At 44.5% G+C, this 23,775-nt stretch carries 19 protein-coding genes and 1 other RNA gene; 11 read left to right on the forward strand and 9 right to left on the reverse strand.

What is annotated here, in order from left to right; genetic code table 11:
* Window positions 1-8 precede the first annotated feature (8 nt).
* Together rnpB and OQY15_RS03025 are read left to right on the forward strand one after the other, a co-directional pair.
* Window positions 9-390, forward strand: an RNA gene (gene rnpB / locus OQY15_RS03020) — RNase P RNA component class A.
* A gap of 72 nt (window positions 391-462) precedes the next feature.
* Entirely contained in the window at window positions 463-1,866 is a 1,404-nt protein-coding gene (locus tag OQY15_RS03025; RefSeq protein WP_265787581.1) for a sigma-54 dependent transcriptional regulator, read from the forward strand.
* A 314-nt stretch (window positions 1,867-2,180) separates the two neighbouring features.
* On the opposite strand, the gene OQY15_RS03030 is transcribed toward OQY15_RS03025, so the two are convergent.
* From OQY15_RS03030 to gatB, 5 genes are all read right to left on the reverse strand, one after another.
* On the reverse strand, window positions 2,181-3,971 hold the full coding sequence (locus OQY15_RS03030; protein ID WP_265787584.1) for a chloride channel protein: 1,791 nt from the start codon (window positions 3,969-3,971) through the stop codon (window positions 2,181-2,183).
* An 11-nt stretch (window positions 3,972-3,982) separates the two neighbouring features.
* Complete coding sequence (locus OQY15_RS03035; RefSeq protein ID WP_265787589.1) at window positions 3,983-4,705, reverse strand: RluA family pseudouridine synthase; 723 nt, start codon at window positions 4,703-4,705, stop codon at window positions 3,983-3,985.
* Between the two features lie 29 nt (window positions 4,706-4,734).
* Window positions 4,735-5,424 carry a response regulator transcription factor gene (locus tag OQY15_RS03040; RefSeq protein WP_265787591.1) on the reverse strand — a complete coding sequence of 230 codons (690 nt, stop codon included), beginning with the start codon at window positions 5,422-5,424 and terminating at the stop codon, window positions 4,735-4,737.
* A 105-nt stretch (window positions 5,425-5,529) separates the two neighbouring features.
* A complete protein-coding gene (locus OQY15_RS03045) occupies window positions 5,530-6,636 on the reverse strand; it encodes a TlpA disulfide reductase family protein (RefSeq protein ID WP_265787593.1) in 1,107 nt (368 codons plus the stop codon).
* 38 nt (window positions 6,637-6,674) lie between these two features.
* Window positions 6,675-8,138, reverse strand: coding sequence for an Asp-tRNA(Asn)/Glu-tRNA(Gln) amidotransferase subunit GatB (gatB, locus tag OQY15_RS03050; protein WP_265787595.1), 1,464 nt, complete (start codon window positions 8,136-8,138; stop codon window positions 6,675-6,677).
* A gap of 141 nt (window positions 8,139-8,279) precedes the next feature.
* On the opposite strand from gatB, the gene OQY15_RS03055 reads away from it, so the two are divergent.
* Together OQY15_RS03055 and OQY15_RS03060 are read left to right on the forward strand one after the other, a co-directional pair.
* Window positions 8,280-8,834: a hypothetical protein gene (locus OQY15_RS03055; RefSeq protein WP_265787597.1), complete on the forward strand. Its 555-nt coding sequence runs from the start codon at window positions 8,280-8,282 to the stop codon at window positions 8,832-8,834.
* Window positions 8,835-8,960: 126 nt separating this feature from the next.
* Window positions 8,961-10,955: a heavy metal translocating P-type ATPase gene (locus OQY15_RS03060; RefSeq protein ID WP_265787599.1), complete on the forward strand. Its 1,995-nt coding sequence runs from the start codon at window positions 8,961-8,963 to the stop codon at window positions 10,953-10,955.
* A gap of 2 nt (window positions 10,956-10,957) precedes the next feature.
* Here OQY15_RS03060 and OQY15_RS03065 read toward each other — a convergent pair whose 3' ends face one another.
* Window positions 10,958-12,106, reverse strand: coding sequence for a hypothetical protein (locus OQY15_RS03065; protein ID WP_265787601.1), 1,149 nt, complete (start codon window positions 12,104-12,106; stop codon window positions 10,958-10,960).
* A 17-nt stretch (window positions 12,107-12,123) separates the two neighbouring features.
* Window positions 12,124-13,017 (reverse strand): TssN family type VI secretion system protein, encoded by an 894-nt coding sequence (locus tag OQY15_RS03070; protein ID WP_265787607.1) that lies wholly within the window; start codon window positions 13,015-13,017, stop codon window positions 12,124-12,126.
* A 114-nt stretch (window positions 13,018-13,131) separates the two neighbouring features.
* Between OQY15_RS03070 and OQY15_RS03075 the strand changes: the two genes are divergently transcribed.
* Window positions 13,132-14,070, forward strand: coding sequence for a type VI secretion system baseplate subunit TssG (locus OQY15_RS03075; RefSeq protein ID WP_265787609.1), 939 nt, complete (start codon window positions 13,132-13,134; stop codon window positions 14,068-14,070).
* On the opposite strand, the gene OQY15_RS03080 is transcribed toward OQY15_RS03075, so the two are convergent.
* Both OQY15_RS03080 and OQY15_RS03085 read right to left on the reverse strand, forming a co-directional pair.
* Window positions 14,065-15,912 carry a hypothetical protein gene (locus tag OQY15_RS03080; RefSeq protein WP_265787612.1) on the reverse strand — a complete coding sequence of 616 codons (1,848 nt, stop codon included), beginning with the start codon at window positions 15,910-15,912 and terminating at the stop codon, window positions 14,065-14,067. The genes OQY15_RS03075 and OQY15_RS03080 overlap by 6 nt on opposite strands.
* A gap of 27 nt (window positions 15,913-15,939) precedes the next feature.
* The gene (locus tag OQY15_RS03085) at window positions 15,940-16,374 is read right to left on the reverse strand and encodes a GPW/gp25 family protein (protein ID WP_265787614.1); all 435 of its coding nucleotides are present in this window, start codon (window positions 16,372-16,374) and stop codon (window positions 15,940-15,942) included.
* Between the two features lie 418 nt (window positions 16,375-16,792).
* Here OQY15_RS03085 and OQY15_RS03090 point away from each other — a divergent pair, with 418 nt between their 5' ends.
* The 6 genes from OQY15_RS03090 to OQY15_RS03115 are packed head-to-tail and all read left to right on the forward strand — an operon-like array spanning window position 16,793 to window position 23,770.
* On the forward strand, window positions 16,793-17,035 hold the full coding sequence (locus tag OQY15_RS03090) for a hypothetical protein (RefSeq protein ID WP_265787616.1): 243 nt from the start codon (window positions 16,793-16,795) through the stop codon (window positions 17,033-17,035).
* Complete coding sequence (locus tag OQY15_RS03095; protein ID WP_265787618.1) at window positions 17,035-17,532, forward strand: type VI secretion system transmembrane protein TssO; 498 nt, start codon at window positions 17,035-17,037, stop codon at window positions 17,530-17,532. The genes OQY15_RS03090 and OQY15_RS03095 overlap by 1 nt, the downstream gene beginning before the upstream one ends.
* 19 nt (window positions 17,533-17,551) lie before the next feature.
* Window positions 17,552-18,502 (forward strand): PKD domain-containing protein, encoded by a 951-nt coding sequence (locus OQY15_RS03100; RefSeq protein WP_265787620.1) that lies wholly within the window; start codon window positions 17,552-17,554, stop codon window positions 18,500-18,502.
* Between the two features lie 2 nt (window positions 18,503-18,504).
* Window positions 18,505-20,817, forward strand: a complete 2,313-nt coding sequence (gene tssR / locus OQY15_RS03105) for a type VI secretion system protein TssR domain-containing protein (protein WP_265787622.1) — start codon at window positions 18,505-18,507, stop codon at window positions 20,815-20,817.
* Window positions 20,818-23,313: an ATP-dependent Clp protease ATP-binding subunit gene (locus OQY15_RS03110; protein ID WP_265787624.1), complete on the forward strand. Its 2,496-nt coding sequence runs from the start codon at window positions 20,818-20,820 to the stop codon at window positions 23,311-23,313. It abuts the gene before it with no gap.
* Between the two features lie 10 nt (window positions 23,314-23,323).
* A complete protein-coding gene (locus tag OQY15_RS03115) occupies window positions 23,324-23,770 on the forward strand; it encodes a hypothetical protein (RefSeq protein WP_265787626.1) in 447 nt (148 codons plus the stop codon).
* Window positions 23,771-23,775: the final 5 nt, after the last annotated feature.

A 23,775-nucleotide genomic window follows, 5' to 3' on the forward strand; every position in this document is an offset into this window, starting at 1 on the left:
TTGCGCCAAATGCAAGCCGTTCTATCGCTGTAAGTAATGCTTTGCATCTTAAAGAGGAAAGTCCGGGCAACACAGAGCATCCCGCTTCCTAACGGGAAGAGGTTTGGGAATGAAGACCTGAATTATGGAAAGTGCCGCAGAAAGTATACCGCCGATGGCTTCGGCACAGGTAAGGTTGAAAACGTGAGGTAAGAGCTCACGAATTTTCCGGGCGACCGGAGGAGCTGGTAAACCCCGGGAGTTGAAAGACCAAATAGGCTGACGTATGTAGGGCTGCTCGTCCGATGTCAGTGGGTAGGTCGTTAGAGATAAATGGCAACATTTATAGTAGATTAATGATAGAAGCCCCGTTAAAGGGTACAGAACCCGGCTTATAGGCTTGCATTTTTTTTATTTATCAGTATTAATTGATAATTAGTAAATATATTAGTATCCAACAAAAGAGAAGAGAGAGTACCACCTATGGCAAAATTATTAATTATTGATGATGAACGTGCAATAAGAAGCACCTTACGTGAAATCTTAGAGTATGAGAATTATGACGTTGAGGATATCGATAATGGAGTTGATGGGTTAGATCTGATCAGGAAAAAGAAATTTGACCTGGTATTGTGCGACATCAAGATGAACAAGATGGACGGTATGGAAGTGCTGGAACAGGCTTTGGCCTACAGCCCTGACCTTCCCTTCATCATGATCTCTGGTCACGGCACGGTAGAAACAGCAATTGAAGCCAGTAAAAAAGGTGCCTTTGATTTCATTTCCAAACCACCCGACCTGAACCGCTTACTGATTACAGTAAGAAACGCACTGGACAGAGGTAACCTGGTTACCGAAACGAAGGTACTGAAAAGAAAAGTAAGCAAAACAAGAGACATTCTTGGGAGCTCAGAAAATATCAACAAGATCAAGGAAACGATTGAACGCGTTGCCCCTACCGAAGCCCGTGTATTGATTACCGGAGCCAATGGTAGTGGTAAAGAACTCGTTGCACGCTGGCTGCATGAGAAATCACATCGTGCAGAAAGTCCGCTGATCGAAGTAAACTGCGCGGCAATTCCTTCCGAACTGATTGAAAGTGAATTGTTTGGCCATGAAAAAGGTTCATTTACCTCTGCCGTAAAACAGCGTATCGGTAAATTTGAACTGGCAAATGGCGGAACATTATTCCTGGATGAGATTGGCGATATGAGTCTTTCGGCACAGGCTAAAGTATTACGTGCACTGCAGGAACACAAGATCACCCGTGTAGGGGGAGAAAAAGAGCTGGAAGTGAATGTACGTGTACTGGCGGCGACAAACAAAGACCTCATGAAAGAAATCGAAGACGGTAATTTCAGAATGGACTTGTATCACCGCCTGAATGTCATCAATATCCACGTGCCTCACCTGACAGAACGTACCGAAGATATTCCTGAAATTGCATCGAGCTTCCTTGAAGATATCTGCAAGGATTATGGCATGCCGGTAAAAAAGATCAGTGATGCTGGTATGGAAGCTTTAAAAGGCCTACCATGGACAGGTAACGTGCGTGAGTTGCATAATATGATTGAACGTTTAATTATCCTCAGCGACAAGGTCATTACCGAGCATGATGTAGCAGCATTTGCTAATCCGGGCGGAGGAACCAATATTGGAGCCGCAGGTTCTTCTAATGGCACAAATGGTTCTGCGGTGAGCTCTACCAACTATGATAAGTTTAATAACTTCCAGGATTATAAAGATCATGCGGAGAGAGAGTTTATCAAGTTTAAACTGGAAAAGAACAATTGGAATGTTTCGAAAACAGCTGATGATATTGATATTCAGCGGAGTCACTTGTATAGCAAAATTGAGAAATTTGGCTTGAAGAGAGTGACGGAGTAAAATGTTTATATTGGCTTGAGGAGTGTTTAGCTTGATGAGTGTCTTCAGGCTTCGCAAAAAAAAAGCAGTGTTCAATCAATGCTGTCAAATGGAAGGGCATTTGAAGGCATCGATTGAACACTTCTTTTTTTTTAGATCATCTGTAGCATGGCGGATTAGGCAATGGACAGGTTTGCACCCGGCAATTGGATAATCCCATAGGGTAAACCTGGCTAAAAAAAACACCCCTGTGGTTTCGATGCCTTCAAATGCCCTTCCATTTGACAGCATTGAAACCACAGGGGTGTTTTTTGCCCCCGTAGAGTCTCTCAGACTTAGGTCATGTAATCTGCCTGCCGGCTCAGCAACGCTCTGTACTTGTTGAATATCGCAGTCTTGGAAACAATTCCGATATACTCCTCACGTTCATTCAGTACAGGAAGCAACCAGGCATTTTCCTTTTCCATTTTAGCCAGTACCTGCTTCAGCGAATCGGTCATGTATAAAACGTCAGGAGCAGTCTGCATCAGATCATGAACCGTTAGTTCTGCCGATGATTCTGCATTGATTGCTTTCTTCAGCACATCCTCAACATAAATCAGTCCCTTGAAAGTTTTATCCTCTCCGCTGACAGGGAAAAGATTCCTCTTAGAGTTCAGGATATCAGGTAAACGCTCAGAGATACGATCATTCTCATTCAGCAGCAGGTAATCATTTTCAATCAGATATTTCAGCTTCATCATGTGAAGCACTGTGGAATCTTTATCCTCATGAGACATCAGATCACCACTCTCGGCCAGAGGTTTTGTATAAATAGAATATTTACTGTGGCCCCTGCTGATCAGGTAAGCGATTGCAGAAGTAATCATCAGCGGAACCATCAGCACATAACCCCCGGTAATTTCTGCGATGAGGAATATTCCTGTCAGCGGAGCATGCATGATTGCACTCAGGGATGCTGCCATACCTGCGACAATAAAATTAGCCACGTTCACCTGAGCTATGCCCAGCGTGTTTATGGTAAATGCAAGAACGAAGCCAATCAGTCCCCCCATGATCAGGCTGGGTGCAAAGATCCCCCCGTTCCCGCCGGCACCAAGCGTAATCAGCGTAGCAGCAGATTTGGCAAAGAGCGTGATCGTCGTGAACAGAATAATGGCCCATGGCAGGTTGCTGTACGAAGCAAAAATACTGTTGGTAATCACCGTACTGTAATTGCCGCCCAGCAGGTTCTTCATCGTGATATAGCCCTCTCCATATAAAGTCGGGAATAAAAACACCATGGCTCCCAGCACTACACCACCGGCAATTACCCTTTGATAAGGACCTTTGATATCATGGAAAACATGTTTGATAAAATAATATATCTTATTGAAATAGATGGAAAAGAGACCGATCAGTCCAGCCAGGATGACGTACCAGATGAGCGCATTAAATTGCCAGCCTTCAGTAACCAAAAAGAACAGTTGTTCATTATAAAAGAACCTGGCAACAACGGCCGCTGTTGCAGAAGCTAACAGGAGCGGAATAAAGGCCGGGATGGAAAATTCCGGCAGCAGGATCTCAATGGCAAAGACAATACCTGCAATAGGGCTGTTAAAAGCACCGGCAATACCTGCCGCAGCACCACAGGCCAGTAGCATTGTGGTTTCCCTGTAAGACAAGCCCAGGAAACGTCCGATCACAGAACCGATACCAGCGCCGCTCTGTACAATAGGTGCCTCCAAACCCGTTGATCCCCCGAAGCCTACCGTAAGCGCAGCGGTGATGATCTGGGAATAAATATTATGCGGTTCTACACGACTCGACTTACGCGAAATGGTATGCAGAATGGGTGTTAAACCCGTTTCAAACTTGCCCTTGCGGATAAACCTCCTGACATACATCACCGAGAGCAGAATACCGATGAAAGGAAAAACCAGAAAAAGGTAATACTTATAATCCCAGTGAAAGCCATCCTGCAGAAAATCTTCAATGTGATGTGTCAGAGATTTCAGTACCGAGGCCGCCAGTCCGGCGAGAATACCCACCAGCAAAGCCGCAAACACCAGAAAGTTTCTGTTTGAGATCTTAGTCCGCCGATATTGATTGAGAGTGTCAAGATAGGTAACCAGCCTTACATACATAGTTTCTGAGTTTAGCAGTCGAACTTATCTAACAATTTGATCAGTGTGGCAAAATCCTTTGGATAAGGCGCTTCAATCTCGATATCTTTATCATCAAGACCTTTGAAGATCAAATGTTTGGCATGCAGTGCAAAACGTTTCATGATCGGCTGTTCCTCATCCTCCTTGGCAATTCTGTATCCTTTTTTGATAGCAGACAGATACACCGGCTTCCCTTTGTACAAGGTATCACCACAAATGGCAGCTCGCTGAGTAGCAAGGTGAATCCTGATCTGGTGCATGCGGCCAGTGATAGGCTTACATTCTACCAGGGTGTAATGTTTATAAAATTTAATGGAGTTGAAGATCGTTTCAGCACGTTTACCTTCCTTACGGTCGATCGTTACACTTCTGTTTCCGTCGTTCAAAATGGGAAGGTCGATGAACAGCTCATTAAACGCGTACTGACCATCTACAACAGCGTGGTACGTTTTTTTGATTTTGCGCTTTTCGAACTGCATCGATACAGAACGGTAAGCTTCAGGATTCTTGGCAATGATGATTGCCCCCGAGGTTTCCTTATCCAGGCGGTGGCATACCTGGGCATCTTCTGAGTATTGTTTGGCGAGGCGAAGGATGTTTACTTCGCCTGAGCCGCCACGTTCGTCCAGTGAGGCTACAAATGGCGGCTTGTTTACAACGATATGGTTATCGTCTTCGAATAGAATAAGATCTTTAAATACAGGATATTTCAATGGTGTGGTTTTCTTAAAGTACAAAAGTACTAAGAAAGTTCGAACTTATACCCCACGCCCTTCACTGTTGCAACATAAGTTTCACCTAATTTCTCCCTGAGCTTGCGGATATGGACATCAATCGTCCTGTTGGTTACCACTACAGAATCTTCCCAGATATTTTTAAGGATCGATTCTCTGGTGTAAACTTTACCAGGTTTTGAAGCCAGCAGGTACAATAATTCAAATTCTTTTTTCGCTAAAACTACCTTCTCACCGTTCTGGTAAACCAGGTAAGCCTCCCTGTCAATCACCAGGTCACCTATCTCAACCTTGTTATCAGAAACCTCGTCAGTGCTCACATTACGTCTCAGGATAGCATTGATCCTGCTTACCAGAGCTCTTGGTTTGATCGGTTTAGCGATATAATCATCAGCTCCTACATTAAAGCCGGCAATCTCAGAGTACTCTTCACTTCTGGCGGTAAGAAATACCATAAAAGTATTTTTAAACTCCGGAATGGCGCGCATCAAACGGCAGGCTTCTATCCCATCCATTTTGGGCATCATGATATCCAGGATGATCAGATCAGGATGTACCTTCTTCGCTACCGCGATACCGTCTTGTCCATTACTGGCCAAATAAACCTGGTATCCTTCTTTTTTAAGGTTGTATTCAATTAACTCTAAAATATCAGGTTCATCATCAACTATCAGGATCTTTTGTTTTACGGTGCTCATGGCTTTAAATATTTGTTACGAAATTAAGTAATCAATTATACTAAGACGTTAAATGCAAGTTAACAAATTGTTAATAGCATCAGTTAGTTTAACATGGAATTAGGGTTATCGTAAAGTCTTATTTAAAAAGGAATCGAGTTCTTCTCCATGCAGATTTTTAGCAATGATCTTTCCTTCAGGATCAATAATAAAGGATGCAGGGATCTGATCTACCTGGTAAGCCCTTACCGTTGTACTCTCAAAATCATTGAGCTCGCTGCCGTGTGTCCAGGTCAAGCCGTCCTGTATCACCGCTTGTTTCCAGGCTGCAGCATCTTTATCCAGAGAAATCCCGACGATGGTAAAATTCCTGTCTTTATATTTATTATAAGCTTTTACCACATTCGGGTTTTCCATTCTGCATGGCTGACACCAGGAGGCCCAGAAATCCAGCATCACATATTTTCCTTTGAGACTGCTCAGCGCGATTGTCTCACCATCGATTGTAGGCATACTGAATGCCGGGCCTGGCTGTCCTACCTGTACAGACCTGAGTTTTGCCATCCTCACGAGAAACTCCGTTACAGCTTCGTTTTTATTAAAATTGCTTTTAATTTTTTCTGCATAGGCCAGCATCTCCTGCTCATAGTCTCCCGGGTTCAGCGAGTTGATCGCATAAAAACTTGCCAGGGAGCTGGTATTATCCATCGCGAACTTCAGGATATAATCTATCAGGCCCTGTTTCACCTTAATCAGTTCAGGGCTCATCTGTGCGATGATGGCCTGTCTGCTCTCCGGATTCTTCGCCACATTTTCCTGGAACTGTGTTTCCAGTGCTGTAAGTTTAGCTACATATTCATTGCGGTTTTTGTTCAGCTCTTCCAGTTTATCTGCTTCGTCGGCACCCGAAAGTTTATAATCAAGCGTCGGACTGGACAGATCGGCCTCCAGCTTGATCACATCGCCATTTTTCGCAATCAGCACATATTCACTGTGATCAATCTTAACCTTAAAAAAATCTACATCAGGGGCATCACCTGCAAATTTGAAATCCCCCTTGTCTGATAATACTGTAGAATCTATAGCCGTTTCTGTATTTTTAACAATGGAGTACAGGTAAACTTTAGCCTGAGGTGTAGCATTTTCAAATTTACCCCCTATCTCAAATTTACTTTTGTCTTTACAGGCCACAAATGCGGTGCAGAGGGCCAGAAAAAAGATGATCTTTTTCATTGATATCATATTTAAGCTCATTTTATTCAGAGCTGGTTTTATTTTAATTTTTCTTCGAGCACGGCATTGATTTTCTGCGGATCAGCCTTGCCCTTTGCCAGTTTCATCACTTCGCCCACAAACAATCCCAGCACGCCCTTTTTACCATTTTTATAGGCCAGGACCTGCGGCTTAAATTTCTCCAGCACCTGATCAGCAAAACCAGAAAGCTCGTCCCTGTTTTCCACAATCAGGATGTTCAGTTCCCCTGCCAGTGCCAGTGCATCAGAGCCAGGAGCCTTTTGCATCGCCGGCAACAATTGCTGCAGGGCGGTCTGCTGCGTTACCTTCTTGTCATCCACCAGGTTGATCACCGCGGCGAACTGCAGAGGACTGATCCCAAATGAAGAGATCGTCAGCTGCTGCTCATTGAGCATTGCCCGTACAGGACCAGTTAGCCAGTTGATCAGACTCTTAGGTTGTTTTACAACTGTAAGCGCCTCATTCAGATATTCCAGCAAGGCCGTATCTTCAGCAAAAATTACGGCTTCAGAATTACTGATGCCAAAATCAGCAATCAGCTTTGCGGTAATTTCTTTAGGCAAGGCAGGCATGTCCGCTTTGAGCTGAGCCAGCCATTCATCTGAAATATATACCGGCGGCAGATCCGGATCAGGGAAATAACGGTAGTCGTTAGCCATCTCTTTTGTACGCATTGGCGCCGTAGTGCCATGATCAGCATCAAAGGTCAGCGTACTCTGTACAATAACGCCGCCAGCAGATACCAATTCCTTCTGACGGTTAAACTCAAATTCCATCGCTCTGCGTACATTCCTGATCGAGTTCAGGTTTTTGACCTCGCAGCGCGTCCCGAATTCTGTACTGCCCTCTTCACGGATAGAAATATTGGCGTCGCAGCGCAAACTACCTTCTTCCATGTTTCCGTCGCTCGCATCTAGGTGCCTTACCAGTTTGCGCATCTCCGTCAATAACGCAGAAGCTTCTTCAGCGGAGCGGATATCAGGTTCAGTTACGATCTCAATCAGCGGCACTCCTGCCCTGTTCAGATCTACATAAGAATAGCGGTCGTTCTGATCATGCATACTTTTACCGGCATCTTCTTCCAGATGGATGCGGTTGATGCCTATTCTTTTTTCTGTGCCATCACTTAAAACAAGATCTATATATCCGTTCTGACAGATCGGGCGGTTATCCTGTGTAATCTGATACCCCTTTGGAAGATCAGCGTAGAAGTAGTTTTTTCTGTCGAAATAGTTTGTCTGATTGATGGTACAATTGAGGGCCAGGCCCATTCTGATGGCTTTTGACACCACTTCTTTATTGAGTTTCGGCAATGCTCCCGGTAGTGCCAGAGACACCGTGGATATATTTTCATTGGGTTTTGCACCAAAAGCAGCACTGTCTGAGGAAAATATTTTGGAAGCCGTATTTAACTGAACGTGAATCTCTAAGCCTGATACCAATTCAAATTCTGTGGCAGAAATTGCAGTTTTCGTAATCATTTAAGGGCAATATATTAAACTAATGTCGGGAATTACTGTCTCACAAATATAACCAAATAAGTTGATGCACATGAGCTAAGAAAAATTATAATCATTGGCATAAACTTTGAACTAATGTTATCACACACAAATGTAACCGTTATGAAAAAATTACTTTTAATTGCAGCAATCGGGATTGGATCTCTGGCAGCTGTACCTGCACAAGCCCAGGTAAGTTTAAGTGTAAACATCGGCTTGCAGCCGGATTGGGGACCGCGGGGTTACAATCATGTAGACTATTATTACCTGCCGGATGTAGACTGCTACTATAATGTTCCTACAAGAAATTACGTGTACTTAGAAAGCGGAAGCTGGGTGCACAGACGCTACCTTCCTTCACGCTACAGAGGCTACGATCTTTACGGAGGCCGGAAAGTTGTGATCAACTCACGTGATCCATGGAGAAACCATAACCATTACCGCACTACATACGTCACTAATTACCGTGGTCGCGGATACAGACCGGGAAGAACTACTGTCATCCAAAGAAACAACTATTATGGTGGCCCAAGACGTGGTTATGACAGAAGGGACAGAGGACCAAAATTTGATAAACACCATGGTCCGGACAGAGGTCACTATGATCGTGGCGGAAGAAACCGTGGCAGAGATGATCACCATGGCGGAAACCACGGACGCGACAATCGCAGAGGTTAAGACCTGGGGCTAAGCCCTCAATATATTATCATTGAGTTGTAAAGTATATGGACAAAATGACCATATACTCTACAACTTTTTTTATTTTTACAGTATACCCTCGCATAGGAAAATGAAAAATAATAGATGAGTAGACCACATGCATGCGAATGCTGTTCAACAGAACCGGAACCAAAAAAAAAGGAGCGTAACCACAGTCATGATCATGAAGCACATGACCATAGCGATCACGACCATGACCACGATCACGGATCTGAACATGATTCCGGCTGGAAAGGTCAGCTACCTCTTTTATCGGCTCTGCTCATTCTTGCTGTCATGCTTGTCCTTGACTATGGCTTTAACTTCCGCCCCGCCAGTATTATCCAGCTACTGATCTTTGGATCTGCCTACTTACTGGCAGGTTGGGAGGTACTAAGGATATCCTTTAAAAAGGCCATGCACCTGGATTTCTTCAATGAGTTTTTCCTGATGAGTGTAGCTACAATAGGTGCCTTTTGTATAGGTTCATATAGTGAAGGTGTGGCCGTAATGGTATTTTATTCTATTGGCGAATGGTTTCAGGACAGTGCTGTATCCAATGCAAAACGCAGCATCAAAGCCTTATTGGATATCCGTCCGGACACGGTAAATGTGCTGAGAGATGGGAAACTGGAAAGCGTACACTCTTCTACAGTGAAGATCAACGAGATCATCCAGATCAGGGCGGGCGAAAAAGTAGCATTGGATGGTGAATTGTTATCAGACAAGGGAACGTTTAATACTGCGGCCATGACTGGCGAGAGTAAGCCCGACTCGAAGCTGAAGGGCGATCAGGTACTGGCAGGGATGATTAACCTGAATACCGTTATAGAAATAAAGGTGCTTGCACTGTTTGCCGACAGCAAGCTGAGCAAGATCCTGGAAATGGTTCAGGACGCGACAGCCAGGAAGTCGAAAACGCAGCTGTTTATATCCAGATTTGCCAGAATATATACACCAGCGGTATTTGCACTGGCAGTCATGGTAGTCGGCTTGCCTTATTTTCTCATTCCGGATTACAATTTCTCTGAATGGCTGTACCGCGGACTGGTATTCCTGGTGATCAGCTGCCCCTGTGCGCTGGTGGTATCCATCCCTCTGGGCTATTTCGGTGGCATCGGACTGGCATCAAAAAATGGGATCCTGTTTAAAGGCTCCAACTTTCTGGATGTGGTGACTACTCTTGACACCATCGTGATGGATAAGACGGGCACCCTTACAAAGGGAGTTTTTGAAGTGCAGAAAGTTGTAGCGGCAGATGGTGATGAACACGCATTGCTCAGCATAGCTGCCGCCCTCGAGAACCAATCCACCCACCCTATCGCAATTGCTATTACCAAACATGCTAAAGACAAAGCTGTTATACAATCTGCAGGAAACATCGAAGAAGTTGCCGGTAAGGGATTAAAGGGCACCATTAACGGAGCCGAAGCACTTGCCGGAAATACCAGGTTAATGGATCAGTTTAATATCTCTTACGACCCGGCCGCTGCCACGGAGGAGGATACTATCGTCCTCATTGCTCTGGACGGGAAATACAGGGGATACATCACGATCGCCGATGAACTGAAGGAAGATGCACAGCAAGCGATAGCGGCCATGCATCTTCTGAAACTGAAGACGGTGATGCTCAGCGGCGACAAGCAAGTTGTTGTAGATAAAATTGCGCGGTTACTGGGCATTGACCAGGCTTTCGGGGATCTTTTACCAGAAAACAAAGTTGAAAAAGTACAGGTTTTAAAAAACGAAGGCAGGAAGATTGCCTTCGCGGGTGACGGTATCAATGATGCACCAGTCGTAGCACTTGCAGACGCGGGAATCGCAATGGGTGGACTGGGCAGCGACGCTACTATAGAAACTGCAGATATTGTCATCCAGAATGACCAGCCCACAAAAATCGTTACCGCCATCAGGGTGGGCAAAGTTACCCGCAGTATTGTATGGCAGAATATTGCCCTGGCCATGGGCATAAAAATCATAGTGCTTGCCCTTGGCGCCGGCGGCGTGGCTACCCTTTGGGAAGCCGTAATCGCCGATGTGGGTGTAGCCCTGCTTGCAATCTTAAATGCAGTGCGCATTCAGAAACTCAGAATCTCTTAGGTTTAATCCAGCAGTGTCCAGGTTCTTTTAGTCTGCACCTGTTGTACCAGCTGCTGTTCAGCTACAACGATATTCTCTTTGTGCTGACCAATGTATTCAAGGGTACTTAACTTAGCCCAGAGTGCAGACAAGACTTTTAGAAATTCCTCTGTAGCCGATAAGGATTCATTTATATTCTGATGGTCATAGACCAACTCGATAGTACGCGCAAGGAGCTCTTCAAAATTTCCGGGGGTCACGTCCCTCCACTCATAAAAGTATTTCAACATGTCCTCCCTTTCCCTGGCCGCAGTGAGCTTAATTCCTGTAAAAAAAACATGGGCAAGGTTAGCACAGTATTCTGCGATGTAGATGGGCGATTCCTGGAAACCGACGTTCCTGTAGGCGAAGAAGACCCGCGCCAGATAATCCAGTAACTTTTCTGAAAGCAGACGGATATTCTTGCCAAGGGCCGTCACTGAATCAATTCCTGTGGTCTTATCAATGATCTTAAATGCCGACAACTGCAGCTCGTTCATCAGCGTACTGAACAGTTCGTAGTAACGGATTAAACCAGGGTGACTGAGGATACAGCTAGCCGGTGGAATGTAAGTTTGATCAACCGAAACCTTGCCAGCATTAAAGATGAGCCGCCCGATCGTCAAGCGGTACTGATCGGTGGCCATGGGAGCAATCTCCGTGGCAGGCAGTATCGCGATACTGTATTTCGCAGTAACCGATGGATATCTCGGCGGATTTTCTTCGGGATCGGGAAAACCATCCGGCACGCGTTCAAATGGATTAACGAGCAGTAAGACATGGTAAAGTCCGGCCTCAGTGTTCTTCTCGTCGAAATATTGGGTATAGGAAATCTGGTTATTGTATTCTGCATTCGGAGCAATGTCAATTCTGCAGCCTTCAGCAGTAACCGCATTACATCGTCTCAGGACAACCTCTATCTGATTGCCTGCCTTTTCCGTCACTTCCATATCAAGGGAGCTGCGCTGAGCGGCAGAAGGCGGCAAAAGGCCATAGTTGAACCGGTTAATAAATACCGAACTCGCATCTCTAACAAAATCCTGATGATACAGGTCTGTATGCACAAAATGACGGCTGGATAGCTTCATTCCGTCCACCCAATTTACGGGCTTATACTTTAATGGGGAAATCATATGTTGACTGTCTTAAGTTATAGTAAAATACTGTCGTCACCCTTTAAATTCGTGGTGATATCATCCTCAGAAATCCTCTTTGCATAGATCGTCACCTTTTCTGTGATGCCATTATTGAAAATATCAAGATCAGGGTCGATGAAAAGATTCCGTTTAAAAAAAGAGGTCTTCACAAAGAATATCCATCGGTAGGTCTCACTGTAGTCGCCCACATACTGCACCGGATTTTTTGGAAACTTCAGATTATAATCGTCAATAAATTTGTAGAACCAATTTCCGAAAACCATGTTCTCAGGAGCCTTCGCTTTAACCTTAATGGGCTCAGGATCATCAGTATGTTTATACAATTCCAGCTCCAGCACCAGCATCCTGTTAAAATCCAGGTGATCAATTTCTATAGAAACGGGTACTGCAGGATACTGCCATATCTTATAAATTTCTGTTGGCACGCTCATAAGGGCCACATAAGCCCACCAGAACAGCAGAGGTATGATAAAACTCAGGATACTACTCCCAGCCCACATACCAAAGGAAATGTCACTCAACCAGTTAAACAACAGCTGAAAGAGATAAAATCCAAGCAGCATACTGATCATCATGGCAAGAGCTACAAAAATTTTTCTTTCAAGTAATTCTTTTGGATAATGAACAGTCATGAGGTAGACGAAAGCACAACCGAGGGCAATATCATAGAGCTGACAAATGAGATAAGCCCAGGGCATAAAATCAAGCCCCAAAAACCCAAGTCCTCCGGGCAGCGCAAGGGGCAAACTTAAAAGCAACACACCTGCTATCAGCTTTTTACCGGGAATAAGCTGTTGTTTTTTATTTTCAATAATGAGTATAACTCCAGATATCACTGCAACGACAGGCAGGAGAAGATATGTTAAAAAAAAGGATTGAACGTTCATGGATCGTATGTAGTATTAATCACATCATTTAAATACAAACACATTGTTATATTTAATTATAAAATATATACGTTTATTTCTTTGTATTATTTTAATTTGATAGTAAATAAATAAATGAAAAACTTCCTCAACTTAAGCAATGAGCTGAATACAGATTATAAGGCGACCAGCAAAGTCGCAGAACTGTTTGAAAACGGAACACTCCAATCAGATCAACTGAACATTATTCCCGTAGGAGCAAAAAAATCCAGTATAGCTAAAAATATTGATGGGTATACGCCTTACTATTCTGAAAGCAAACACAAGGACTGTTTTACGGTATATATTAACCGTGCCGGGCTGTATGACATGCTTCCAGAAGGACTATTCCACGAGCCACCGATCGGGAGTACTGCGATGGACAAGCAGCAAATGCTTGAGGATATCAAAAACAGACAGAGAGAAGAAAAGGAAGCCCGGAAATTTTTTATGCCTTTTGAAGCGGAACTAAACCATATGCGCGTCATCCTGGAATGGCAGGAGAACCGGCTGGATAAAAAATCCAGGTACAACGACTTCACAAATTTATTTGCATCAGAATGGAAAGAGCTTGAAATGCTGGATAATGAGCAGCGGATCATCTGGATTCACCTCTTACCTGCAATACAACATCAACGGAACAATCTGATTTTTTTTGGGCAGCTGTTAACTGTATTGTTTAAAATTCCCTTCAGGGCAGCCCAGCAATCCCAAAAAAAAAGAATAACAGGTATCGATGATGATATGCTCTTCTCCATGGGATCCGGTAGCCTGGGCATCAACACAGTCATCGGCGATACATTTGAAAGCTATGAGGATGAAGTAACACTGTTTGTGGGACCGGCGGAAACAGAGGAACTGATCAAATTTATCCCCGGCACCGCACAGTCCGCTCTGATCGATCTTGTGACCTCCTATCTGCTGCCAGTGGAGACAGTAGTTACTATTGAACTGCTGAGCGATCAACAAACTCAGCTGGCTATCTTAGGTCCGGAAAGTAATCACTCATTACTGGGGTACACGGTTTTTCTATGACAAAATCAACCTGTAATGTATGTTCATTACGCTTCTGATCTGTAACTTAGCCCGGGTGTTCCGCAATAGGGCTTCCCATTCTTCAGTACTTAAATGGCTGCCAGGCACCGGGCTCAGAAAAACATCAGTAGTTTTAATAAAACCTTCATTTGTATTTTTTGAATTCAGCAGCCCCTTTTTGATATCGACCGAAGTGATATAATCTCCCAGTTCGTAAAAACAAAAGTTCACAATATCTGCCCTGCTCACTACGCGATTGCCCGATGTAAGGCCATACTTAAAGGCCTGCACACGGTTACCTGCATCGAGGCGAGACCTCCCGCCCTGTGAAGTACTTAGCAGGAAAATACTTCCAGAATTGATCTTCGATGTTTCAAAAGGCTCCAGGATACTCCCATGTCTAATCTGGTTTCCGGCTTCAGCATTGGTGGTCCAGCATTCTGAAAACAGCATATCCGCAGCATTTACAGGCTTGACTACTAAATAATTCAGTAATTCGCTCGTATTGTTAAGCTGCACTTTTGTCTTCCGCTCGATCAGGGATATATTTTGCTCCAGTTCCTTAAGAGTATGATTCAAAAAATCAACCCCATAAGCCGAAAATACAGCCTTCTCATCCCTCAGTAATTCAAAAAGATAATCCATTACCTCCCTGGCATTTCTGTTATCAAAACGTTCAGCCCCACCATAACGGATTGAGAATGACCCTGTTTTTGTCTGATCATCATGAACATAGGGTATTTCGGTATAGACATTACCCAGATTATCCCACAGCTTGTTCAAGCTGAGAAAGTGGTCATGCTCCGGAAGTTTGAGCGGTACAATATCTGTCATCATTTTTAACCGGTGCTTGAAATCGTGCACCTTCTTATTGACAACCGGGAAGGCATTTACAACAATATGCAGCTCATCAAGCATTGCATGGGTAATGGCGACAGGAAATACGACTTTAAACCACAATATGGGCACTGTAAAGTGCTGAAGATTTTCCTGGCTAAAAAAGTTCTCAAATTCTTTGGGATAAATTTGCAGTCGCGGCGGCTGCGCCCGGTCATTTGCGATTGTCAGGAATCTGTTGGAGTAGATGGCATCAATATCTTCTGCGATTAGATTTAGTAAATCATGATGATCAAAAGGCGATGTAGTGCTTTTATCACTATCGAGGTAATATTGATAACCTGCCATGTTTACGGGCAGGCTATCCTGAAACCACTGACTAAGCGCAAGGAGTTCATAGCTGTTCTCCTCTACCTGATAGTTACGCCAGTCAAAATAAAAATTCATACCCTGGTATGAGTCTATTCTTTCCGGTACCTGAATACCCAGATAAACTGTATTGTTCTCCATTCTACGCCCCGGCAACGTTTGGCTGAGAAAAGACTTATCAGCCCTGGCATCAACACGGAATAGATTGTTCCCGTTAGCGATATAAGCTACATCAGCATTAAACAACTTCAGGGGCTTGAGCGAACTAAAAAAGATCTCCCTGCCGGCTCCTTCCTTACCACCTTCCATCACCTGCATTTTCTGCTTATAGAAAAACTGGTCTTTCTCAGTTATCGTTTCTGTCATTTCTACGGTTGTAGCATGCAGGATTGCATGGGCAGGCAGCGCCGAGGTAAGCAAATCTGAAGCCAGCACCCTTGATATTTTATCGAGCAGCTTATTCTCCAGGTTCTTCAGCTCATTGGAAACATTAAAGAGCTCTGTGCTGAGTGCCTCGATCAATAATTTGACCAGCGGATCAAAATCTGCTGCATTCTTGATATTCCAGTAATCGCGTGCATTTTTCAAAATCCGGTTACTGATCTCGGCTTTTGGGGAATAAAATATATTTTCCATTGTGGTTGTAATTAGATGATAATGCAGCTAGCCGCATAGGGGACTAAGAAATATTGATGTATTGAAATAATAATTTTCGCCGGTCAGCACTATCTTACCTTTCAGAGAGATACTCACCTTTTTTTTCAGTCCCCGGTAATGCATCCCCTGGTAGGTTTTCTCCACCTCTGCAAGCTCAACATTCAGCTCCACTTCATTTAATCTGGGTTCATTATAAACCAGCGAACTGAGTAATGAACGCTTGAACTTTTCCTCCCAGATCGTTTCACTCACGATCAGTTCAAAGTCGAGATCCCAGATCTCACAGCCAAAATCACGATCGAAACGGTGCTCCCCAAATCTGGTGAAAATCATGAGCTCAATATGCTGAGATATGGATTTCCCGAGCTCTGAGGGCTCTAAATCCGAACCGGAAAACACACGGCCTAACCGGAAGGGTTTTTTATACAATAAAGACGACATATAATAGTTTTATATTAACTGATACAGATATTAATTACTTCAGACATTATTTTATTCATGAAAAGCTAATTTATAACGTATTCACCACAACTATTATTCTATAAGATAACAAACATATTATAACACACACATACAGGCTATGAAACCTTTAAACATTAATGAAATCAACAAATCATATCAAAATTTTATACTAAACTTTATTAATTTAATAATAATATCTGTTTTTTGCATTTTCATATTCCTTTTAGCATCAGAACACGAGTATGAGATTCTTGAGAAAAGAGTCCGGCAAACGGATGCGCTGTTCCTGAGAAGAAAAGAGATTAACCTGTTAACTGACGAGCTACTTGCCAGATTCCAGCAGCTATCAACTTATCATACTGTCAGCTCCGAATCACTAAATAATCAGTCGATCCTGATGGGAGATATACAAAATATAAATTTCCGGATTAAAGATATCCTCAAGCTGTATCCATCTGACGCAGCCAGCTTCCAGCTGTATCAAAAGATGACGGATGATATTACCCAGATGGCTGCAGTCCAGGATTCCTTAAATGCAACCAAATTCCAGATTGAAAACATACGCAATCAGCTGGAAACCTGCTTAAATGCCAATCACAGGGTTGAAGGAAAATTGAAGGCAGGGATTTTTGGACATTAATGATGATGATAAAACTAAGCGTAAAAGAGCGTAGGGAGCAGTTTCTATTTCTCATTGGTATATTCTTCTTCAGCACTATTCTGTTCAGCATTGTGCTTTTTCATGATTTCGGTGCCGAGAGAACCGTTTCTTCTGCAGAACTCACAGAGAAACTGCAGCAGGATAAGGATTTTGAAAGTACAGTCAGGGAACAAAGGGCAACTGTGGATACTACCTATAAACAGATTATCAGGTTTGATCCCGGCGTACAGGCGGTTTTTCTCGAAAATGATATCAGAAATGAACTGGCATCTATCAAATCCGCTTACCAGCGAAGAGCATCAGATCAGCGCTACAAGACCTTTCTTCAAGCCTCACAACTGTACAGCAGCATGTTCTATAACAGACGTGAACTAAAAGGAAACAGCAAAGACCTGGAAAGACTCAGCAAATCACTCGAGGATTGTAAACTTTCTACCACTCAGCTCAGGCAGAGCATCGGTAACCAGAACAGATAACATTTATTATAAATTCCATATGTCCGACACGACCATCAAACAGGGAAAATCAGTCAGCAGCAATTCACAGGGATATTTCCTGCTCTACATTTTCATTGCCATCCTGCTGCTAACCGCCATTATCTTTATTTTTAAAACTTCCTTTTTTGCGCAGCCTGCAATTGACGCCAGGATACTTAAAGATGAGCTGTATCTGAACGAAAAAATCGTATTTGCCGACAATACGCGAAATGGCAAAACATGGCTCTGGGAGTTTGGTAACGGGGAACATGCTGCCACGCAGAATGGCAGTTATCAATATCATAAATCCGGCTCCTACATAGTGAGGCTGACCGTGAACGGCTCCCTGAGGCAACAGTTTCCTGTAACAGTAAGAGATACGCTGACCGCAGTGCCCGACACATCAATCACTATCAGTGGCCCAACCTCGGGTGTAGTGAATGAAGAAGTGAGGCTCGAAGCAGAGGGCAGGGCCAATCAGTTTGAATGGTATTTTGGAGAAACCAGCAGACTGGATGTGAAGGGTAAAACAGCGCTGTACACCTTCCACAAACCGGGAAAGTACCTGGTGAAACTTCGGACAGACAGAAACCTGAAAGCCAGCTACCACACTTTATTTATTACTGACCCGGTTGCGGTTCTGGATACAGATATCGTGATTCCCGGTGAAGGTGAACGTAAGATTATTGACGATATCAGGGCGCGTTTACAGGCGATTGCAAATGGGGCCGACTTCAATTCAAATTATTATTATCTGACGCGCACTTACCTCTGCAATAACGAAAAGGTATCTGTCGCCATCGAACAGGACAGCCTGCGTAAAACGTCTGACTTCTACTCCTACTGCATGGGGCTCACCTTTGGAGGAGAGATCAGCGTGGATAAGGCGCAGCTGAATATCAGCCCGAATTCGCCCTGCGCAACCTTATTAAATATTAAACAGCACTCTGCCAGAGTACTCAAAAAATAGACATGAAAAAAAACATCTGTATCCTATTCCTACTTTTGACCCCTGTTTCCTTGCTGATGGCTCAGTCCGGCTCACCTACAGCTTTCGGAAAGAAGGTAAAATATATGCCTCAAAGCAAAACTCCCTGGATCATCTTCTCAGACAGGGACGACAACAATACTACCACCGTACCCGGAGGAAGCCTGGTGATGAAAAAACTCGCTTTCATGGAGCCCTTCTACGTGTCTGCAGAGAAAAATGGCTTTGTCAAACTCGTACGGTACCAGCCCGGAATCCTGAAAGGCAGAAAGATTATGGACAAGAAAATGATCCAGAGTTATGGATGGATAGCGAAATCAAAAATGCTGCTCCGGCAGCGGTCCGACATCAACCGGCAGTCAGGTTTCGCCGAAAAGTCGATTGCTATCATCAGCGGCCCGGGACCGCTGACAGTGCCAGCTGCTTATTACGACCAAACCGACTCTGTCTATGTATACAATTCTCCGGAACTGAAGAAACAGCGCAGTAAAATCAGGCTTCATGAAATTAATTATATCTTCAAAAAAACTGAAGACGGACAAAGGTATCTGATTGGAAATGAAGAACAACTGGTGGCCGACAGTGCGAAAAGAAGCATCTATGGCTGGGTAGCTGCTGATGCCGTTCACAATTGGGGTCAGCGCCTGTACATCTCTCCTGCTCAGCCAGAAACAGAGGAGCAAACTGATTCTGCATCGATGACGATCCATCATCAACATGGCGACCCCTTATTAAAAACCGAAGACATGCTGCTGAAGAGCAGCCCGGTGATTGCCGACCAGGGATCTAAAGGACTGCTCATGGGAAAAGCGGCGGATGTGTATGACAAATCAGGCAATAGCCTGGTGACCATTAACGGCGCTTTACTCAATTACCCTACCTATCTGAACATCAGGAAAAACATACACAAGGTAAATGTCATATTTGTGATCGATGGTGGCAGTACGATGGCCCGATATTTTTCGGGTTTAACCAACACCATCCATTCATTCGATCATATTTTCAGTGAATACCGAAAAATACAGCAACTGAAATTTGGCGCAGTTGTCTACAGAGATGATCAGAATTGCGAATCCCGGGGTTTATCTGTTAACCCCTTGTCGTCAGATTACCGTCAGCTGACAAGTTTCCTGGCAACAGAAGCCGTAAAGACCCAGCAGTGTAACGGAATCATCGGGTCGCAACCTGTATATGAAGGCATCAGGGCGGCCCTTGATACATTAAAAAAACATCCTTTTGAAACCAATCTGGTCGTGTTAATTGGAAGTACGGGAGATCAGACGAGTACCGCATCCCAGGCAAAATTCAAAGAGCTCACCGCATATTTTGGGGACACAGACGCGCGACTGCTGGCCATCCAGGTATACAGCGACTATAATCAGATATTCAATAATTTTGTGTTGCAGTCAAAGAAACTGGTTTCCGATGCGGCGATGATCTCCGCTGAACGCAAAAAGAGCTTCCTGGTGAAAGGGGAAGGGCTCATTGGTACGCAAGCCTACAACACTACGCAACCAGACTCCATCTCCTACTATCTTGATTATCCGGAGAATAGCCTCATACAGGGTGGCGTGGTCTTCCCTACCAAGGGCTCTGTAAACTCCAGCAAGTCGATGAACATCGCGTTAAAGCGTTTCCTGAAGGAGAGCAATCAGGATATCACCGCACAGATCAGCTCACTGGACAGCGCTTTCCGTCTGGCCGGTATCACGCGCAAAAACCTGTCACCAATGATTGAACGCCAGCTACCGGCACCTGTTTCCGAAAATACGGCAGATCAGATGCCGCATAATGCCTTTAAATACTACCTGACTGATGATGCCGCGCAGGATGTGGTAGAAAAAAACCGGGATCTATTGCAGTACTCCCTGATCCTGAGTGATGCAGAGTTCAGACAATTGAATGAAATCATGTCATTAATGATGGGTCAGAACCTGCAGGCAGATCAATCCTCCTTCAGGAGGAAACTGGTGAGGAATTATTTCAACATCCTGCAACGCAACCTGGATCTGAAAATTTCACGTGGGAAGATCAAAGCCATGAGCCTCTCTCAATATCTCAAATCTGCGACGGGCATGCCATTGAAGAATCAAACTGCAGACAAGTATACCGTACGCGACCTGAAAGGTCATATGCCGCAGCGGGATTTCGAAAACTGGATCAGGTTTCTGCTCAATGCAGACAGCAATATCAAACGCGTAACACAAACAGGAGAGCAGTTTATCTCAAACGGCAAGACCTATTACCATATCACAGAGCAAAATTTCAGCACACAAACAGAACAGCAAAACCCATAGATGATGAGCCTAAGCAATATTAACGAATCTGTAAAATTTAGTATCAGGGTGGCACAGGCAACTGCACGGGAGTACTTTCATTCAGTATTTAGCCCTCCCCATCTGCTGAAAGGACTCATGCACAAAGACGCAGGTCTGCACAGCCTTTTGCTGGCCCTGGGCAAAGACATAGATTACCTGAGCGACTGGGCAGAAGTTAGGATTGAAGAATTGCCCAAAGGCACTGCTCCGCAGGACGAAATCATCGGCAGTGAGGAGATTCCCGCCATCTTTGACGCAGCTGATGTAGTGAGAATCAAACTTGGGCTTGATCTGATCACCTCCGTTTGTGTCCTCACTGCCTTATGCAAACCTACCGTCGGATTCTCTCCCGAACAGCTGAAGTCTTTCCCCCTTAAAGAAAGGGAATTACTGGACTTCTACCTGAGCGATCAGGAAGTAAAGCAGGCGATCTCCGCTCCTGCGGCCGGCAACGCAGCTCCTTCAACAAACGCATTGTACAAATATGGTGTAGACAGGATCGCGATGGCCCGCGAAGGTAAAACCGATCCGATTATCGGCAGGGACAGGGAAACAAGAATGATCATGGAGATCCTCTGCCGCAGAACCAAACCCAACGTCATCATTACCGGCGATGCCGGCGTTGGCAAAACAGCACTGATTGATGGCTTTGCGCAGGATATTATCAGCGCTGAGGTGCCTGAACGCTTAAAAGGTATCCAGCTGTTTGAGCTCGACCTGGGATCGCTCATCGCCGGAGCCTCCTACAAAGGAGAAATAGAAGACAGACTAAAAAACATCATCAGAGAGATTAAACAGTTTGATAAAGCAGTTTTGTTTATCGATGAAATTCATACGCTACTGGACCCAAAAGGCCCTATCGGCAGTGGTGCCGGCAATTTATTAAAACCAGAGCTTGCAAGAGGGGCCATCACGGTGATCGGGGCAACGACCATAGAGGAGTACCGCAAACTCATAGAACCGGAACAGGCATTCAGCAGAAGGTTCGAAGTCTTACAGGTTGCCGAACCCACTGAAATATCGGCAATAAAGATGCTGGAAAAGCTGAAAACCAGCTATGAAGAGCATCATGGATTAAAGATTTCAGCTGAGGCCATCCCGGAATGTGTACGACTGGCAAAGAGGTACATGAAAGACCGCAGGCTTCCCGATTCAGCATTTGACCTCCTCGACCGTACCATGGCGGCGATAAAAATGATGAACGATACTTCAGAAAACGTTCTCGAAGGCCTTTCGTTACAACTGAGTCACCTGATCGCCAATAAGCAGGAAAACTCAGTGGCAGAACACCGCTGGCTACTGAGTTTGCTTCAGGACAAAATCAGTCCGGTATTGCTGGGTCAGCTTAACAATGAAACGCAGCCTGAGTCCTTTGAAAAAGCAGAAGAATATCAGGCCTATACCAGCAAAATCCTGGCAGAGCTGCAGGCTTTGGCCCTGCACAAAGTAGAACAGGTTGTAAAACAAGATATTGCTGCCGTAGTTTCTTATAAGACCGGCATTCCCATGGGTAAGATTCAGGCACAGGAGAAGGAAAAGTTGCTCAATATTGAACAATCACTGAAACGCAGGGTTGTCGGGCAGGATCAGGCGGTTAAATCCATCTCTGATGCTATTCTCGAATCCAGAAGCGGCCTCAACAAAAAAGGTCAGCCCATAGGCTCTTTTTTTCTGCTTGGTCCTACAGGCACCGGTAAAACCGAACTCGCGAAATCTATAGCCGAGTTCCTGTTCAATGATGAAAAGGCCATGATCCGCTTTGACATGTCCGAGTTTAAAGAAGAACATTCAGCAGCATTATTATATGGAGCTCCGCCCGGATATGTGGGTTATGAAGAAGGAGGATTGCTGGTCAACAAAATCCGGCAGCAGCCCTATTCTGTATTGCTGTTCGACGAGATCGAGAAAGCCCACCCTTCAGTTTTTGACACCTTCCTGCAGATCCTGGACGAAGGGCATATGCATGACAGACTCGGTAAAGAGGGTGATTTTTCAAATTCCCTGGTACTGTTCACCTCCAATATTGGCAGTGAATGGATCGCTGCCGAGGCGGAGAAGGGAACTTATCCGGCCTCCCGCCAATTGCTGGAGATCATGTCTGCCCATTTCCGTCCGGAGTTCCTCGCCCGCTTGTCAGAGATCGTGCCTTTCGTTCCGATTACGAAATCGAATGTGGTCAGGATCTTCGAAATCCAGCTACAGAGCCTGATTGAAGCCCTCCACAGGCAAGGAATCGAGCTTTTAATAGATGAGGACGCAAAGAAAATGCTTGCTCTCAGTGGATTTACGCCCAGGTATGGCGCCAGACAATTGTCTGCTGTGATACGCCAGGAACTGAGAAGACCTATATCAAAATATATCATCTCGGGTGAGCTGAAGAAAGGCCAGAGCATCATCATCAGCAAACATCTTACTGAAGATCGCCTGGAATGGGCAATCACAACGCAAATAACACAAGAATTTATTCATCCCTAATTCAAAGACTATGTTCAACTATGAAATTGGCGGTAACGAACGAAGAGTAGACACTTCAGAAGCGTTCGGAGATATCGCACACAACAAAACCCTGTTTATACAGAAACTGACTGATGCAGAGCAGCTGAAACCTGAAAAGGTGGAAGGATTGAAAACTGTGCAGGACGTATTCAACCATTATAAACCTGCCGTCACTGCGGCCTTTGAAAAGTACGATGGCTCGCCGCTGACGGAAGCTATTCAGTTTAATACCCTGGCAGACTTCTCTGTAAAGAATATCGTAGCAAAAAGTCCATACCTCAGCAATGTAAATTTTGATAAAGAGATGTCGCTGAGCGTGATTAAACAGCTAAAAACAAATAAGGCTCTAAAGTCGACCCTCGACAATGCGGACACAAAAGATGCCTTTGTAAACACTTTGAGGGCTTTTTTAGCAGAACTCGAAGAAGCAAAATAATAGAA

The organism is Pedobacter sp. MC2016-15 (assembly GCF_026239695.1).
GTDB lineage: Bacteria > Bacteroidota > Bacteroidia > Sphingobacteriales > Sphingobacteriaceae > Pedobacter.

Excerpts from the sequence above, each read along its gene's own strand:
- OQY15_RS03075 (WP_265787609.1), top strand. The coding sequence starts at position 13,132 with ATGAAAAACTTCCTCAACTTAAGCAATGAGCTGAATACAGATTATAAG.
- OQY15_RS03055 (WP_265787597.1), top strand. The coding sequence starts at position 8,280 with ATGAAAAAATTACTTTTAATTGCAGCAATCGGGATTGGATCTCTGGCA.
- OQY15_RS03090 (WP_265787616.1), top strand. The coding sequence starts at position 16,793 with ATGGGAGATATACAAAATATAAATTTCCGGATTAAAGATATCCTCAAG.
- OQY15_RS03045 (WP_265787593.1), bottom strand. The coding sequence starts at position 6,636 with ATGAAAAAGATCATCTTTTTTCTGGCCCTCTGCACCGCATTTGTGGCC.
- OQY15_RS03030 (WP_265787584.1), bottom strand. The coding sequence starts at position 3,971 with ATGTATGTAAGGCTGGTTACCTATCTTGACACTCTCAATCAATATCGG.
- OQY15_RS03095 (WP_265787618.1), top strand. The coding sequence starts at position 17,035 with ATGATGATGATAAAACTAAGCGTAAAAGAGCGTAGGGAGCAGTTTCTA.
- OQY15_RS03100 (WP_265787620.1), top strand. The coding sequence starts at position 17,552 with ATGTCCGACACGACCATCAAACAGGGAAAATCAGTCAGCAGCAATTCA.
- tssR (WP_265787622.1), top strand. The coding sequence starts at position 18,505 with ATGAAAAAAAACATCTGTATCCTATTCCTACTTTTGACCCCTGTTTCC.
- gatB (WP_265787595.1), bottom strand. The coding sequence starts at position 8,138 with ATGATTACGAAAACTGCAATTTCTGCCACAGAATTTGAATTGGTATCA.
- OQY15_RS03040 (WP_265787591.1), bottom strand. The coding sequence starts at position 5,424 with ATGAGCACCGTAAAACAAAAGATCCTGATAGTTGATGATGAACCTGAT.
- OQY15_RS03070 (WP_265787607.1), bottom strand. The coding sequence starts at position 13,017 with ATGAACGTTCAATCCTTTTTTTTAACATATCTTCTCCTGCCTGTCGTT.
- OQY15_RS03065 (WP_265787601.1), bottom strand. The coding sequence starts at position 12,106 with ATGATTTCCCCATTAAAGTATAAGCCCGTAAATTGGGTGGACGGAATG.
- OQY15_RS03110 (WP_265787624.1), top strand. The coding sequence starts at position 20,818 with ATGATGAGCCTAAGCAATATTAACGAATCTGTAAAATTTAGTATCAGG.
- OQY15_RS03060 (WP_265787599.1), top strand. The coding sequence starts at position 8,961 with ATGAGTAGACCACATGCATGCGAATGCTGTTCAACAGAACCGGAACCA.
- OQY15_RS03115 (WP_265787626.1), top strand. The coding sequence starts at position 23,324 with ATGTTCAACTATGAAATTGGCGGTAACGAACGAAGAGTAGACACTTCA.
- OQY15_RS03085 (WP_265787614.1), bottom strand. The coding sequence starts at position 16,374 with ATGTCGTCTTTATTGTATAAAAAACCCTTCCGGTTAGGCCGTGTGTTT.
- OQY15_RS03025 (WP_265787581.1), top strand. The coding sequence starts at position 463 with ATGGCAAAATTATTAATTATTGATGATGAACGTGCAATAAGAAGCACC.
- OQY15_RS03080 (WP_265787612.1), bottom strand. The coding sequence starts at position 15,912 with ATGGAAAATATATTTTATTCCCCAAAAGCCGAGATCAGTAACCGGATT.